We start from the raw sequence: 16,367 nt of genomic DNA on the forward strand, positions 1-16,367 counted from the left end.
TTTATTTCATATTTTTCAAAATTTCCCTTGCTATTGATATGAAATACAGGGAACCGGTTACGATCAGGACATCCTCCCTCTCCATTCGGTCCAATTCCTTCCTCAATGCAGTTTCAAAATCTTCTTCTAGGTCTTTTGAATCATAAATACATCTATCATATAAAGATGATGCAGAACTTGCGCGCGGAAAGTTGAATGAGGTGAACATGATGTGATCAATACAATCATAAAGTTCTGAAAGCATCTCATTAACCGGTTTGTCTGATAACGCACTGAAGATCATTCTTTTACGCCGCTCAGGATAATGGGTGATCAAGGTTTGCCTCAGACTTGCAATCCCTTCTTTATTATGAGCGCCATCCAATATGATCAAGGGTTCCTGACTCATCTTTTCGAACCGGCCTGGCCATTCGGCTTGAAGCAATCCGTTCTGAATATGATTGTGTTGGATATCAAACTCGGAATGTTCCTTCAACACCTCAATCATGATGATTCCCATTGCCGCATTTTTAACCTGATGAAAGCCCTTCATTTTGATGTGCAGATTTTCATAGGTCCGATTTTGGGTCCAAAGTGTAAACAATTCCCCGTCTTGTAACACCTCATGTCCTTTTATGAAATAATCCTTATTGAGCCGGGTGACAGGAACATTTTTCGCCTTCGCCTTTTCTTCAACGACTTGAATGGCTTCCTCCTGTTCGACCCCAGTAACTAATGGAGCCCCTTTTTTGATGATGCCGCTTTTCTCGTAGGCTATTTCATGTAAGGCATTTCCTAAAATCGCAGTGTGGTCATACCCTACATTGGTGATTCCAGTTAGAATCGGATGGATTACATTTGTTGAGTCGAGCCTGCCTCCGAGACCTGTTTCGAATAGGATAATGTCCGCTTTCCGATACCTTGCGAAATAAACAATCGAGAGGATCGTGACCACTTCGAATTCTGTGGGTGTTCCCAAATCAGTAGCAGCCAGCGTTTCCGCTATCGGTCTTACATCGTTTGCAACCATAACAAGCTCTTCATCTGTAATCGGTTCACCGTTTATGGAGATTCGTTCATTAAACCGTTCTATATAAGGGGAGGTGAACGTACCGACAGTATATCCAGCCTCCTGTAAAATACAACGCATGTAGGTCAATGTAGAACCTTTTCCATTGGTGCCTGCGAGATGTATGGACGTCAATTCTTTTTCAGGATGGCCAAGTTCTTTCAGCATCCATTCCATTCTCAGCAGCCCTGGTTTCATACCGAATGCCAGGAGTTCATGAATCCAATGCAATGTCTCTTCATATGTTTTCATTTTCCCGTTTCTCCTTGCAACTGTGAAGAAGACGAATCATATGATCCGCCTCCCTACACTTAATTCTTTAATTCTTTGATTCTTTCCTCAACCTTTTGTCGGTTATCAAGATACGTTTTCTCTTTTTGACGCTCTTCTTCCACGACTTTTGCAGGTGCTTTCTTGATGAATCCTTCGTTACTCAGTTTTTTCTGAACACGTTGAACTTCCGAATCCCATTTCTTATATTCATTTTCCAACCGTTTTATTTCTTCTTCAATATCGATCAGTCCTTCGAGGGGTAAAAAGATTTCTACACCACTTACGATAGAGGTCATAGCCTTTTCTGGTGCCTCTAGTTCAAGCCCCATGGTCAAAGGTTCTGGATTACAAAAACGATCCAAATACGAACGGTTTTTCTCTAGCTGCTCAAGGACGTCCCCATTATGTGGTTTAAGCTGGATTTCGATCGGTTTACTTGGAGGTACGTTCATTTCTGATCGCGTATTACGAACCGAACGGATAATTTCAGTTAGGATCTTCATTTCTTTCGCCGACTCCTCAAAATGTAGATCTTTACGCTTTTCCGGCCAGGAAGCGACAGTAATGGATTCGCCCTTATGTGGGATATGCTGCCATATTTCTTCTGTGATGAATGGCATGAATGGATGAAGCAATCGTAACGTTTGATCGAGGACATAAGCAAGAACAGATCTGGTCGTTCTCTTTCTTCCATCATCCTCACCATAAAGAGGAAGCTTCGCCATTTCGATATACCAATCACAGAAATCGTCCCAGATGAAATTGTACAAGGCTCTGCCAACTTCTCCGAACTCGTAGGCATCAATCAATTTCGTAACGGATTCGATCGTTTCATTCAAACGGGTCAGGATCCATTCATCAGCAAGTGATTTCTTACCACTGAGGTCAATTTCGTCTGCTGTCATCCCCTCCATGTTCATCAATGCAAACCTAGACGCGTTCCAAATCTTGTTCCCGAAATTCCAAGTCGACTCAACCTTCTCCCAATAAAAACGAAGATCGTTTCCAGGTGAGCTTCCTGTAGAAAGGAAGAAACGTAATGAGTCAGCACCATACTTATCAATGACATCCATCGGATCGACGCCGTTACCAAGTGATTTACTCATCTTGCGCCCTTCAGAATCCCGTACCAATCCGTGGATCAGAACATCTTTAAACGGACGCTCCCCGGTGAATTCAAGTCCCTGGAAAATCATACGTGCAACCCAGAAGAATATGATATCGTAACCTGTCACTAATAAATCAGTTGAATAATAACGCTTGAAATCAGCAGCGTTTTCATCCGGCCAGCCCATCGTCGAAAATGGCCAAAGGGCAGAACTGAACCATGTATCGAGTACATCTTCATCCTGATTCCATTTTTCCGGATGCTCTGGAGCTGTACGACCAACGTAGATTTCACCAGTTTCTTTATGGTACCAGGCTGGAATTCGATGTCCCCACCATAATTGACGACTGATACACCAATCGCGGATATTCTCTATCCAATGCATATAAGTCTTTTCGAAGCGTTCCGGAACGAAATGAACTTTGTTTTCTTTTTTCTGGAGCTGGATTGCTTGGTCAGCTAATGGTTGCATTTTGACAAACCATTGTGTGGAAAGATAAGGTTCTACAACAGCCCCACTTCTCTCTGAATGTCCTACTGAATGCATGTGCTCTTCAATTTTGAAAAGGACTCCCTGATCTTGAAGGTCCTTGACGATCCTCTTTCGACATTCAAAGCGATCCAATCCCTGATAAGGCCCCGCCTCTTCATTCATCGTTCCTCCTTCATCCATGACAAGGATTCTTTGAAGTTTATGACGGTTTCCGATTTCAAAGTCATTTGGATCATGTGCTGGCGTAATTTTTACAGCACCTGATCCGAATTCCATATCGACATAATCGTCCGCTACGATTTCTATTTTCCGGTTCGTAATCGGCAGCTTGACTTTCTTGCCGATCAGATCCTTGTACCGATCATCCTCAGGATGGACAGCTACCGCAGTATCCCCAAGCATCGTTTCCGGACGGGTAGTCGCTACCTCAATATGACCGCTTCCATCCGCTAACGGGTATTTCATGTGGTAAAGAGAACCCTGTACGTCCTGGTAAATAACCTCGATATCTGATAAAGCTGTCTTTGTTTGAGGATCCCAGTTGATGATGTATTCACCTCGGTAAATAAGATCCTTTTCGTATAGTGAAACGAAAACCTCTTTAACCGCGTCAGATAATCTTTCGTCAAGCGTGAAACGTTCACGTGAATAATCAAGGGACAGCCCTAATTTCGACCATTGTTTACGGATGAACTCAGCATATTTATGTTTCCATTCCCAAGATACCTCAAGAAATTTCTCGCGGCCGAGATCGTATCTAGAGGTTCCTTCCTCCTTTAGTTTCCCTTCAACCTTCGCCTGTGTAGCGATTCCTGCATGATCCATCCCTGGCAACCATAATGCATCATAGCCCTGCATACGCTTGGTACGGATCATGATATCTTGTAACGTCGTATCCCATGCATGCCCTAGGTGTAGCTTTCCTGTTACGTTCGGGGGTGGTATGACAATGGTGTAAGGCTTCTTGTCTTCACCGCCCTTTGCTTCGAAAAACTTTCCATCCAACCAATATTGATACCATTTTTCTTCTGTCTTTTGTGGATCATATTTAGTCGGCATCGATATCTCTTGTTCCTGCTTAGCCATTTTTTACTCCTCCTTAAAACCTTTCTACACTGTTAAAATTTTTTTGAAATACTGGAAGGGTTGAAACTATAGTAGATCCTGTTGACTTTTTAATTGGGATTTTTTAAGCAAAATATGCGACACTCCTGCTGGAACAGCGAAGCCAGTGTTCAACGATCAAGAATAACAGAGCCAAAAAACAAAAAAACCTCTTTCGCATCCTCAAAGGACGAAAGAAGTTCGCGGTACCACCTTTGTTTACAGCACAAATCATATTAGGCTGCACACCTCAAATCGATAACGGTTTCAATACCGACTCCTCTTACTGATTGGTTCAGAGAAGTTGCTCAAGGGCGACGTTCAACTGTTACCTCCTGAGAAATCTTTCAGCAGATGATTTCTCTCTCTTTAGGTTTCACAATTTACTCTTCCCTATCGAAGCTTACTATTTAGGATTTATTAGTAGTATATAGTTTACCTTTTGAATTGTCTTATCGTCAATAGGCTTTCCACAAATTTTCTCTTTTAAACGAAAATGGTACGGAAAATGGGTAGGTGTCATACCATATAGTATAGCCACTAAATAGAGAAAGGAGCATTCCGATGAGGAAACGCCGAGGATTCAACAAATATCGTTTTCAATATCATCTACGCCAGTTTCGGAGCATCTGTGAACAATTTGTCTTTCCACTATTGATTTTCCAAGCGATCCGGACCCTCCTATTCCCCTCTGCGTTCGATATCATCCTTGTGGTTATCCTTTTAGCGCTCCATTTAGCGATTTATTATGAATTCTGGTGACACGCCTGTCTGAATTCCAATCCAAACCTATTCTCTTTATAGACACCAAAAAACCCTGCCATAAGCAGAGTTATTAATTTGGTATCGTATAAAGGAATTGATCGGCAAATCGATCGAGTGATTTCATCACATTCAGTTTCCGGTCCAATTTACGGACAAGTTCAAGCTGGGAGATGTCAGAAGAACCTTGGTACAGCTGGATTGTCGAGAATACTGGTTCCGGGAACTTCAAGTAACTTGCTAATAAGACTTTTTCTTCCGGCAATAATGGGAGATGGGATTCATATCGCCCTAGCCACTCTATAGCCCTTTGCTCACTCCATTCCGGATACTGGGCAGCGGTTCTGAAGAAATATGCCAGGTCCCTGACCGGGGTATCCAGAATTGCCCTTTCGAAATTGATGAAACTTCCTTCGCCAAGTCCATCCTGGACGACGTGCCCTCTGAATGGACGTCCATGGCATAAGGCACTTCGATAGCGTTCATTCTCCTCGCAACCTTTATACCATTCTGAGACTTTCTGTTTCGCCTCTTCAGCAATCCGCATCATTTTATGAAACTGCGAAAGATATCGAAGTTCAAATGGAGAAATATACGTTTGTCGCTCGGCTAATTCTGTGAATCTCTCCATTTCAAGCTGCCGTTGTTCAAAACGTGTTGAAAGTCCGTTGAAAGAATCCTTGATCACATCTACAGTAAACGACTGGGCTTTAACCGTATTCGCATGTAGTTTTCCGAGCTCATCTATAATGAAATCTTCATATGGGAAGCTTGAACGGGAGTCGCTTTCATACCACCTTGTCACATAAAAGTAACGGTTTTTCGCAATGACATAGGGATCACCATATTTAGTCAAGGTCAATGGAACAACATGGTCGTATCCAAGCTCATTGAGCCGATCCATACAATGTAAAAACCAATCCATCTGCTCTTTGTTCATCGTCGTTTCCTTAAGAGCAAAAGTCCCCCGCTTTGTGGTGATACGCTGAACTCGACCATAGGACTCGATCTTTTCAGGGAACAGATCATAATAATATAAGATGATTCCGTCTACTGACATTGATGCTGCTTTCATCGTATCACCTTCTTTGCCCTGTGCTCTATCCAGCGACAAACTTCTTCAACGAGGGTCCGATTCGATTCCCATTCCCTTTCAAACTGATCCAAGATCTCACTGACAGAATGATCATCTGTCGAGTCGAGCCGACGTACACACCTCTGCACCTCTCGTGGAGCAATAAGGTCAGCAGCCAACAATTGATCATAACCGCCTTCAAGCGGAAAGTGATCATGAATGGCATCCAACAATTTATACATAGATTTGGTATCAGTGGCTAACCGCCAATCTGAAAGAAAATCGCATAAACCGTACATGCTTCTCTCAGGAGGCTCATTACCACCTTGCCAAAACAATCTTCCATGGACACGCTTTCCTTGATGGGTCAGGATTGAAGGCTCTAATGACGGGATTTTCAAATGTCTATACCGGTTTCTTATCGTTTCAACGGTCCTGATTCGTCTCTTCGCCTCAGGTAAGCTTCGGTTAAGAATCGGTATGTTCAGGTCTGAGCGGTCTACACCATATTGCTGCACCATTTGTTCCCTTGTTTCAGAGAAATGCTCATTTTCATATATTGGTTGTTCAATCCCCTGGGACAATAATTTCCCGAGCAACATACCCCATGTTTGTTCATGGCTATGCTTCGGAAAAGGTTCATACCGTTCATCATGGAGGGTCAGGAAATGGTCTTCAAAAGGGAGGAACCAATTCGCATCCAATGTCCGTATCATACGATCTGTCAACAATGTATTGCTCTCCAGCTGCTCCCTCCAATTAAAATGCCAAGTCATCGTCCTCTCATCTGTCCAGATGCGGACTCTTTTCGTACCGGCATCTGTTTCAAGAACTTCATTTTTATGTTTCCAATGTAAAGGTTTTAATGGGTAGTGTTTTTCGATGAGCTCCAGTATATCCATGCTCATAACAACACCGTCCTAACGTACGGAGACTGGTATATATAAAATTTGTCCTTCTTCAATCTCTTCGCTCTCCAAGCGATTGACCCTCATAAGTTGGCTTGCCGGGATATCATATCTTCCAGCGATTGAATCCAATGAATCGCCTGCTTGGATGATACACATTTTCATTTTCGTTAGTTCTTCATCTTCCCTTGTCAGCATTTTTGTTAAATATAGTGCATTCTCTTCACGCGGCGGACGATGCGAGGAGCTCTCCACTTCCTCATGATCATCATTTTCTTCAATTTCTTCCTCGTAATCATACTCCTCGTCATTTTCCTCGTACTCATACTCATCAGGACGATAAGGCTCTTCCTCTTCTTCATACTCTTCCTCATATTCAGAGGTATCCGAGTTACGCAGGTCACTGAGATGGCCATATGCGTCAGAATAATCATAGCGCTCTTCGCTTCTGCTTAAAAATTCTACTTGAGGTTCTCTTCTTTCGGCCTTATACTCCATCTCTTCTTCGTGTTCGTCAGGTTCCGGAGACCTGCGTGATTCGAACTCTAAAATCGGGAATGGATTTGATCCACCTTCGTATAACTCATGATCGTCCTCGTCATCTTCTTCACGAGTCTCATACACGTCATCATTTTCATAAACCGATTCTTGGTTCTCGAATCCTTCACTAACATATCCTTGATTTTCATATACACCTGATACACTGACGGCTGCAAAAACTTCAATACACGAAGGAGTAGGCATTTCATAATTGAAATCATCAACTGTAACGGTAAGTTCATCTTTATCAAGCACGCGATTTTTCGGCAGGGTGATATCCACTGGAAAACGGTGGTCCAGTTTCACTACATCATCGGAGACCTCATTCAATTGGGAAAATGAACGATAACCAAGATAAGTAGATTCTTCTGAGGCAGTCTCTTCCTCAGTTTGATCCGCACACCTGTATTCCCCCGTTAAGCAGAGATAGCCTTTAATGCATATTTGATCATCCACCTCTTCGATTGTAACTTCAGGATTCAAATCGACCGTGTAAAGTTCCTCAACCTCCTGTCCCTTATTGAGCCATACTGATTCCTCTATTGAAAACTCTAACGTAGACTGATTACGCTCTGTCAAAGCAAGCTCCCCCTCTCAACACAATTATTCCTGTACAATACAGGTGTATGTATGAGCTAAGATTTTATGCTTAAAAATGACATAGAGAAGATAGATTGTCCCTGCCTTCTCGGTGATTAGGTGAATAAACTCCCCATGATGTCTTACAGCCTCATAGGACCCTCGAAAATCGGAATTTGAGGTACTCATAATGACTTCGTGTGACCCTTGAAACAAAAAAGCAGACCGGATACCATTGATATCCTGCCTGCTTTATTTTTAGTATTCACTTTTGCAAAAATTCTGCGACTGCCTTGAATGCATTTTCGCTTGCTTCGATCGTACGTTCGATATCTTCATCGGAGTGTTTTGTAGATAAGAATAAGCCTTCAAATTGTGATGGAGGAATCGAGATGCCTTGATTGATCATCGACTTGAAATAGACGGTGAATGCTCCGAGATTTGATGAACTGGCTGTTTCATAGTTGATGACTTCATTGTCAGTGAAGAACAGTCCGACCATTGAACCTGCCCGGTTGATATGATGAGGAACCCCATACTTTTCTGCAGCTTCAGAAAGACCCTGTTCCAGACGATCTGCTTTCTTCCCAAATTCGATATAAGACTCCTCAGTCAACTGGCGAAGGGTTTCATAACCTGCTGTCATCGCCAATGGATTTCCTGATAATGTTCCAGCCTGGTAGATCGGTCCGCTCGGGGCAATTTGATCCATGATTTCTTTTTTACCGCCATACGCTCCAACCGGAAGACCACCACCAATCACTTTTCCAAGACAGGTCAAGTCAGGTGTCACACCGAAATGGCCTTGTGCACATTGATAACCGACACGGAAACCAGTCATTACTTCATCAAAAATCAATAAGGTGCCGTGGTCCGTGGTGATTTCCCGTAAGAATTCCAAGAAACCATCTTTAGGAGGAACAACGCCCATATTCCCTGCTACAGGTTCAACGATGACCCCAGCAATATCATCACTGTATTGCTCAAAAGCATAACGTACGCTTTCTTGATCATTGTAAGGGACCGCAATCGTATTTTGTGCAATCGATTCAGGTACACCCGGGCTATCCGGCAATCCAAGTGTTGCTACACCAGAGCCAGCTTTGATAAGGAGGGAATCCCCATGCCCGTGATAACACCCTCCAAATTTCAAAATCTTGTTTCGGCCAGTATAACCGCGCGCCAGACGAAGAGCACTCATTGTAGCTTCGGTTCCTGAGTTCACCATTCTTACGACATCAATAGATGGGACACGCTCTATCACCAATTCGGCCAATTTGGTCTCCATTTCATGTGGGGCACCGAAACTTGTTCCAAACTCAGTCACTTTTTTCAATGCTTCAACAACTTGATCATCCGCATGACCGAGGATCAAAGGTCCCCAGCTCAACACATAATCGATGTATTCATTGTCATCCAAGTCATAGATCTTCGAATCTTTTCCGCGTTTCATATAAATCGGATCCATATCAACAGACTTGAAGGCACGGACTGGACTGTTCACTCCTCCTGGCATAAGCGGTGTCGCTTCTGAAAAAGCTTCCTTTGATTTTTCAAATGTACGATTATTCATCTTAACACCCTTCCTATCCATTATCTTTCATCAATGTATCGTGCTGCATCTTTTGCAAAATAAGTAATAATCAAGTCTGCACCAGCCCGTTTCATCCCCGTAAGCTTTTCAAGGACAATATCCTTTTCATCGATCCAGCCATTTTGTGAGGCGGCTTTGATCATCGAGTACTCCCCGCTGACATTGTAAGCTACAAGAGGAAGCGGGAAACGATCCTTTAACTCGCGCAGAATATCGAGATAAGCGAGCGCAGGCTTGACCATAAGAAAGTCTGCCCCTTCTTCGTAATCCGATTGAGCTTCGCGAATCGCTTCGAGACGATTAGGCGGATCCATCTGATAGGTTTTACGATCACCGAATTGTGGTGAACTATGTGCAGCATCACGGAATGGACCGTAGAAAGCAGATGCATATTTGACCGCATAGGACATGATCGGGATATCTTCAAATCCGGCTTCATCAAGTCCTGCACGTATAGCCGCTACGAACCCATCCATCATGTTGGAGGGTGCAATGATATCTGCTCCAGCCTGAGCTTGTGAGACTGCGGTCTGTGACAATAACTCCAACGACTGGTCATTCAAAACATCTCCATCATGGATGACACCACAATGGCCGTGATCTGTGTACTGACAGAGGCACGTATCGGCAATCACTGTCAATGATGGATAGTTTTCCTTGATGTACGTGATTGAGCGTTGAACGATCCCATTTACTTCGTAAGCAGAAGTACCACGTTCATCTTTATGCTTCGGAACCCCGAAAACGATGACGGATTGAAGACCTACTCCTGTAATCTCATCAAGCTCTTCATGAAGACGGTCTAAGGAATAATGGAAAACGCCTGGCATCGAACCAACCTCTTCTTTTATCCCTTCACCTTCTACAATAAAAAGCGGGTAAATCATATCTTCTTTTCGTAAAAAGGTTTCTCGTACTAACGAACGCATACTTGCAGTTCTTCTTAATCGGCGATGTCGCTGAAAGGCATTGTTCATCGTCGTTCCTCCTTTTGCAAATAAGACTCGATCGAAGCAACCAAGCCTTCAGTTGTATATTCGTCTGCAACAATATCTGCAGTTACTCCATATCCTTTGAGTGTCTCAGCTGTAATCGGTCCGATACACGCCCATATCCGATCCTTCAGAATGACTTCTTCTTCCCCCAACTGAAAGAAAAAATGAACGGTTGATGGGCTAGTGAAAGTAAGAATGTCGACATCACCCCTTCTCATCATCTCTTTCAGATCTATTCGCATATTATCGTTCGGCACAGTTTCATAAGTGATGACGGCTTCAACATTTCTTCCTGCCTCACCCAGGTTATCAATGATGATGCTGCGCGATAAATTCCCATGTGGGAGCAAAATGCGGTCGCCAATTTTCGTATGATTGATGAATTCCTCTGTAAATATTTCTGCTACAAATTTAGTAGGGACGAAGTCAACTTCTATACCCCACTTCTCTAAAAGTTCTACGGTTTTTTTGCCTATCGCAGCTATCTTCACTGTATCCAGAAGTTCAAACGGACGTCCTTCTTTCTCCATTTGACTCTTGAAAAACCGGACCGTGTTCTGACTTGTAAAAACGACCCACTGGAAATGTTCAATCTCGTGGATCGCTCTTCTTAATGCTGTATTATCACTTGGAGTCTTAAAAGAGAGCAGGGGAACCACGACAGCCTCCCCTCCTCTTTGTTCAATTGAATGGACAAGCGGAAGAGCCTGTTCTTCAGATCTTGTTATTAATATTTTATGACCTGAAAACGGCGATCCTGTATCCATTACTGATCAAGCTCCTTTTTTACTCGATCTAAAATATCCTTGGCACCCCGTTCACTTAGTCTGTTAGCTAGTTCGATGCCGATTTCCTCTGGATTAGTGCCTTGAATGGTATCTTTAATTATCGTTTTTCCATCTGGAGTTGAAACGAATCCTGTCAGGGTGATCGTTCTTGAGTCATGAGCCAATTCTGCAAGACCACCGATCGGTACTTGGCAGCCACCTTCAAGTGTACGTAGGAACGCTCTTTCAGCACGGACTGTATCGAAGGTATCAGGACAGTTGATTTTTTCCAACCAATCTTTCAATTCCTGATCACTTTCCCGGCATTCAATGGCAAGAGAACCTTGCCCAACAGCGGGGATACAAACATCCTTCTCCAAATATTGAGTGACCACATCATCTGACCATCCCATACGCTTCAACCCGGCAGCTGCTAACACAATGGCATCATAGTCTTCATTCTGAAGCTTTGCAAGCCTTGTATCAATGTTTCCTCTGATCCATTTTATAGAGAGGTCCGGACGTTTCGCAAGTAATTGTGCTCCTCTTCTAAGACTGCTCGTTCCAACGATTGCACCATCAGGTAATTTTTCAAAAGGAACATGATTCTCTGAAATGAGCGCATCGCGATCATCCTCCCTCGGTGGTGTACAAGCTAATTCAAGCCCTTCCGGAAGGACAGACGGCATGTCTTTCATACTGTGGACAGCAAAATCGATTTCCTTATCCATCATCGCCTGTTCAATTTCTTTGACGAAAAGACCTTTTCCGCCGACTTTTGAAAGGGTGACGTTCAAAATCTGGTCTCCCTTCGTTACAATCTCCTTGATTTCAAACTCGAATGGCGCCCCCGCTTTTTTCAATTGATCGATTACCCAACGCGTTTGAGTAAGAGCAAGTTTACTTCTTCGAGAACCGATAATGAGCTTGCGCATAATTGACCTCCAAATGTAGATTCGAATTTCAGACGGTGCCAGGCACGACAATTTGACCCTTGTGCCCCAAGCGATCCAGAAAAGTGCCTGGTACATGCGTCATGTCCTATGACAAAGACAGTATCAGCTTATCCAGTGTGGTGGATATCCGCTAAACCTTCTAATACCATAGGTGAAACTCCGTAAGTGTAGCAGCTAAAAAATAATTGATGAGGATGACGAGAAGACCGGCGACATTCCAATAAGCCAGCTGCCTCCCGTACGCCTCTTTTCCTACTTTCAGATACAAATAGATTCCATATACAGATAATACAATGAACGAACTAATCACTTTTGCATCTACGAAGATTGCTAGTGTCATGTATACTTTGTATCCATAAATCAAGCCTAGTACCAGACTGAGAAACAGGATCGGGACACCGATCATATTCAATATGAAAGGCAACCTTTCAAGTCGTGTAAGACTTTCGAAACGCCATAGCCATTTCCCTACTTTCTTCTTTTTCAACAGGTTGTATTGAACCAGGTACATGACCGATAGGATACTCGATACCGTAAAAGCGCCATACGCAATGAATGCCATCGTAATATGTATGATCGCTAATTCATTGATCAGTTGATCTGAAAATGCTTCAGATACTTGGCTGTTCGGAGCAAACCAGCTGACAGCCATGAGTATGAATCCGATGATATTCGTAAAAAACACGAAGAAATGTACCCTGAAAAACCAGTTGATCAAAAGGGAAAGTGTGACAATTACCCAGGAATAAAAAAATAACCCTTCCGTAGGTGTGAGTATCGGAAAGCGGTCAGCTTCAAAAATCCGTAATATTAGAACGAATGATTGCAATACCCAGACAATAGAAAGCAACCAGAAGGCTATTCGGTTCGCCTTCCGGTTGTTTTGCAGGAAATCCATGAAATATCCTAGTACACTGAGTGCATATAAAATGATTGTAATATCGTAAATCCACCTGATAATACTCACGATACAACTCCTCTCCTGGGAGCAAGACTAATTCGTCGCTGGGTTGGAGATCGTTTGAAAAGACTTCTCTCCTTCTACCTCAGGCAACTTTTGTTCGCGAGCAAGACGCTCCTCTTTTAATACCTGTTCCAACTCTTCTTCAATTCCGAACAGCTGTGTGAAAAGATCTATATGCTTATTGGAATCAGGTTCAGCTGCCAACTCTTTCACACGTGTGATCGGATCACGAAGCAATTGATTGATGATACTTTTTGTATGTTTGCTGAGTACCTTCCGTTCACGCTCCGTAAGATCAGGTATTTTACGTTCGATGCTTTTCATCGTTTCAGCCTGGATGGAAAGTGCTTTCTGTCTTAAGGCTGTGATGACAGGAACAACTCCGAGGGTATTGATCCAGTTCAAAAATGCAAGCAGTTCTTCTTCAATAAATAAACGGATCTTAGCCGCTTCTTCTTGTCGCTCAGCTAAGTTCGCCTCGACAATTCCTTCTAAATCATCAATATCATATAGGAAGACACCTTCAAGCTCCTGCAGATCTGGAGAAAGGTCTCTTGGTACCGCAATGTCCATCATGAACAACGGTTTCCCTTTTCGTTTCTTCAAAACTGGGGCAACGTTCGCTTTCGTAAGCACAAACTCTGTTGAACCAGTAGAACTGATCACAATATCCGCTTTCTTCAACGAAGATTCCAGCTCTTCCATAGTAGAAGCTTGCCCATTAAAACGAGCTGCTACTTCCTGCGCTTTTGCATATGTCCGATTGAGGACGGAAATTTGATCGACACCGTTACTGCATAGGTGTTTTGCAGTAAGTTCACCCATCTTCCCGGCACCAATGATCAATACATTCTTTCCTTCAAGTCCATCGAAAATTTTCTTAGCCAGTTCGACTGCAGCATAGCTCACAGATACTGCATTCTCTCCAATTTCAGTTTCGGAATGAGAGCGCTTTGCCAACGTGATCGCCTTTTTGAACAACTCGTTGAACACAGTACCGGTTGTCCCTGTTTCTTGTGCAGTCAAAAAGCTTGAACGCACTTGTCCAAGGATTTGGGTTTCCCCCAGGATCATCGAGTCCAGTCCACAAACCACCTTGAAGAGATGGTCTATGGCATCCTCCCGTTCACGAATTTGTAAGTATGGGTTCAACAAATCTTTATCTAATGAAAACCAATCCGCTAAAAATGCTTTTATATAATATCGCCCTGTATGCAACTGATCAGCGACGGCGTAGATTTCAGTACGGTTGCAGGTCGATACGATCACACATTCCAGTACGCTTTTCGTGTTTCTAAGCGACTGTAAAGCCAACTCCAATTCACCAGGTTGAAAAGATACTTTTTCCCGTATTTCAACCGGAGCTGTCTTATGGTTCAGCCCAACTTTTAAAATGTGCATCGTCCGTCACCCCCTGTATTTATGTAAATGAGTATATATAATTTCCCAATAGCCATTATAGCATGTCCAATCAATTATTATTCGAAACAAATGTGAACAGTGTTTGAAAGTCTTATGGTATGATTTTTAATAGATAAAATCAGCATTCCCTTTTACACCAAATTTTAGTATCTCATAGGTTTCCAAGCTCCATACAAATCTAATGTACCAAATTTCGAAGGTTTTCGCAAAAGAACAGCATGATTTTTGAGCTCTGTGAGGAGGAGATTATGAAACAAGGTATTTTTCCAGGAACATTGATTGCAGGTTTAGGTGTCTATTTTTTGTCAAAGCAATGGTCTGTTCCTTTTATTAGTGAGATCGATGCCCTTCCTGCATTCTTATTGATCATCGGGATAGCATTCCTATTACAAAGGAATGAACCTTACGCTCTGTTTTCCGGTGTAGTCATTTGCGGTATTGCTTTCCATTACTATGCCAGCGGTAATATCGCCAATTGGCCAGCCTTATGGATCGTATATTTTCTTAGTATCGGCACAGGATTTCTTCTGCAATATAATCGAACGAAGCAGAGCGGCTTATGGATCGGTGCAGTCCTGACTATCATTTCCCTGATTGCACTTTTTTCAACTAATACAAAGGGAATCATCCGTACGATCATCAATTATACCGAACAATTTTGGGCAGTAATCCTGATTGTCATCGGATTTTATTTGATTAAACGAAAAAAATGACTCTTGCCTATAAAAGCGGAATCGCCCTGTTTAGCCACGAAGGTCACTGGAAGTCCGACGAGGAGGCTGTCGCCGCAGCAGGAGGACTGAAGTGATCCGAGTGGTTGGGCGGTGAAGCTGGACATCAAAAGCGGAATCGCCCCTGGTTAGCCACGAAGGTCACTGGAAGTCTGACGAGGAGGCTGTCACCGGCGAAGGAGGACTGAAGTGATCCGAGTGGTTGGGCGGTGAAGCTGGACATCACTTCACCGAAATTTTTGCTTTCTTATCTTTGAAAAAAGGTGTGACCAGTGATGGTCACACCTTTTACTTTAGAGTATGGAACTTAAGAAATCCTTCGTACGTTGTTCTTTCGGGTTGTTGAAAAGTTCTTGCGGCTCGCCCCGTTCAACAATTCGTCCATCATGCATATAAAAGACCCAATCACCTACTTCACGGGCAAAGCCCATTTCATGGGTAACGACGACCATCGTCATCCCTTCTCTCGCCAGCTGTTTCATTGTCGATAAGACTTCCCCGACAAGCTCAGGATCTAATGCTGATGTAGGCTCGTCAAAAAGCATGATGTCCGGTTTCATCGCCAATGCCCTTGCAATAGCTACACGCTGTTTCTGTCCACCAGAAAGTTTAGATGGATAGACATCCGCTTTTTCAGCGAGCCCGACTTTTTCCAGTAATTCTTTCCCTTCTTTCTCAGCCTGGGATCTGTTCTTCCTTTTTACGACAAGTGGTGCTTCCATGACGTTTTGAAGTACCGTCTTATGAGGAAACAGGTTGAAGTGCTGGAATACCATTCCGATCTGTTCACGAACTTTATTCAAATTGTCTTTTTTAGGATCAATTTCTTTTCCTTCAACGATAATTTTTCCACCGTTTTTAATTTCCAAGAAATTCAGGCATCTGAGCAGGGTACTTTTCCCAGACCCACTTGCCCCGATCAAAACGACAACGTCATTTTCTTTGACTTCCATATCAATATCCTTCAGAACATGTAGATCACCAAAGCTCTTGTTCAGCTTTTCTATTTTGATCATTTCACGTTTTTCACTCAATATCATTCACTCCC

At 43.0% G+C, this 16,367-nt stretch carries 14 protein-coding genes and 1 other annotated feature; of the genes, 2 read left to right on the top strand and 12 right to left on the bottom strand.

The genetic code is table 11. From position 1 onward, the window contains the following. Position 1: 1 nt before the first annotated feature. Positions 2–1,300 carry a bifunctional folylpolyglutamate synthase/dihydrofolate synthase gene (locus L1611_RS02825; protein WP_236311553.1) on the bottom strand — a complete coding sequence of 433 codons (1,299 nt, stop codon included), beginning with the start codon at positions 1,298–1,300 and terminating at the stop codon, positions 2–4. A gap of 59 nt (positions 1,301–1,359) precedes the next feature. Continuing rightward, positions 1,360–4,008, bottom strand: coding sequence for a valine--tRNA ligase (locus L1611_RS02830; RefSeq protein WP_236311554.1), 2,649 nt, complete (start codon positions 4,006–4,008; stop codon positions 1,360–1,362). 201 nt (positions 4,009–4,209) lie between these two features. Continuing rightward, positions 4,210–4,435 (bottom strand) — a binding site (T-box leader). A gap of 155 nt (positions 4,436–4,590) precedes the next feature. On the opposite strand from L1611_RS02830, the gene L1611_RS02835 reads away from it, so the two are divergent. Continuing rightward, on the top strand, positions 4,591–4,788 hold the full coding sequence (locus tag L1611_RS02835) for a hypothetical protein (RefSeq protein ID WP_225064121.1): 198 nt from the start codon (positions 4,591–4,593) through the stop codon (positions 4,786–4,788). 73 nt (positions 4,789–4,861) lie between these two features. Here the strand turns inward: L1611_RS02835 and L1611_RS02840 are convergent, their stop codons facing one another. The 9 genes from L1611_RS02840 to hemA all read right to left on the bottom strand — a co-directional run bounded on the left by L1611_RS02840 (position 4,862) and on the right by hemA (position 14,567). Then, positions 4,862–5,863, bottom strand: a complete 1,002-nt coding sequence (locus L1611_RS02840) for a protein kinase family protein (RefSeq protein ID WP_236311555.1) — start codon at positions 5,861–5,863, stop codon at positions 4,862–4,864. Beyond that, on the bottom strand, positions 5,860–6,771 hold the full coding sequence (locus L1611_RS02845) for a hypothetical protein (protein ID WP_236311556.1): 912 nt from the start codon (positions 6,769–6,771) through the stop codon (positions 5,860–5,862). Before L1611_RS02845 ends, L1611_RS02840 begins: the two co-directional genes overlap by 4 nt. 12 nt (positions 6,772–6,783) lie before the next feature. Then, positions 6,784–7,890, bottom strand: coding sequence for a stage VI sporulation protein D (spoVID, locus tag L1611_RS02850; protein ID WP_236311557.1), 1,107 nt, complete (start codon positions 7,888–7,890; stop codon positions 6,784–6,786). A gap of 265 nt (positions 7,891–8,155) precedes the next feature. Then, positions 8,156–9,463, bottom strand: coding sequence for a glutamate-1-semialdehyde 2,1-aminomutase (gene hemL / locus L1611_RS02855; protein WP_236311558.1), 1,308 nt, complete (start codon positions 9,461–9,463; stop codon positions 8,156–8,158). A gap of 20 nt (positions 9,464–9,483) precedes the next feature. Further along, positions 9,484–10,461, bottom strand: coding sequence for a porphobilinogen synthase (gene hemB / locus L1611_RS02860; protein ID WP_236311559.1), 978 nt, complete (start codon positions 10,459–10,461; stop codon positions 9,484–9,486). Continuing rightward, complete coding sequence (locus tag L1611_RS02865; protein ID WP_236311560.1) at positions 10,458–11,246, bottom strand: uroporphyrinogen-III synthase; 789 nt, start codon at positions 11,244–11,246, stop codon at positions 10,458–10,460. The genes hemB and L1611_RS02865 overlap by 4 nt, the downstream gene beginning before the upstream one ends. Next, a complete protein-coding gene (gene hemC / locus L1611_RS02870) occupies positions 11,246–12,181 on the bottom strand; it encodes a hydroxymethylbilane synthase (RefSeq protein WP_236311561.1) in 936 nt (311 codons plus the stop codon). Before hemC ends, L1611_RS02865 begins: the two co-directional genes overlap by 1 nt. 160 nt (positions 12,182–12,341) lie before the next feature. Next, the gene (locus L1611_RS02875; protein WP_407681690.1) at positions 12,342–13,169 is read right to left on the bottom strand and encodes a cytochrome C assembly family protein; all 828 of its coding nucleotides are present in this window, start codon (positions 13,167–13,169) and stop codon (positions 12,342–12,344) included. Positions 13,170–13,196: 27 nt separating this feature from the next. Further along, complete coding sequence (hemA, locus tag L1611_RS02880; RefSeq protein WP_236311563.1) at positions 13,197–14,567, bottom strand: glutamyl-tRNA reductase; 1,371 nt, start codon at positions 14,565–14,567, stop codon at positions 13,197–13,199. Positions 14,568–14,836: 269 nt separating this feature from the next. Here hemA and L1611_RS02885 point away from each other — a divergent pair, with 269 nt between their 5' ends. Next, positions 14,837–15,301, top strand: coding sequence for a hypothetical protein (locus tag L1611_RS02885; protein WP_236311564.1), 465 nt, complete (start codon positions 14,837–14,839; stop codon positions 15,299–15,301). A gap of 311 nt (positions 15,302–15,612) precedes the next feature. Here the strand turns inward: L1611_RS02885 and L1611_RS02890 are convergent, their stop codons facing one another. Then, a complete protein-coding gene (locus L1611_RS02890; protein ID WP_236312021.1) occupies positions 15,613–16,335 on the bottom strand; it encodes an amino acid ABC transporter ATP-binding protein in 723 nt (240 codons plus the stop codon). Positions 16,336–16,367 lie beyond the last annotated feature (32 nt).

Source organism: Pseudalkalibacillus salsuginis (assembly GCF_021646685.1).
Lineage (GTDB): Bacteria > Bacillota > Bacilli > Bacillales > Fictibacillaceae > Pseudalkalibacillus > Pseudalkalibacillus salsuginis.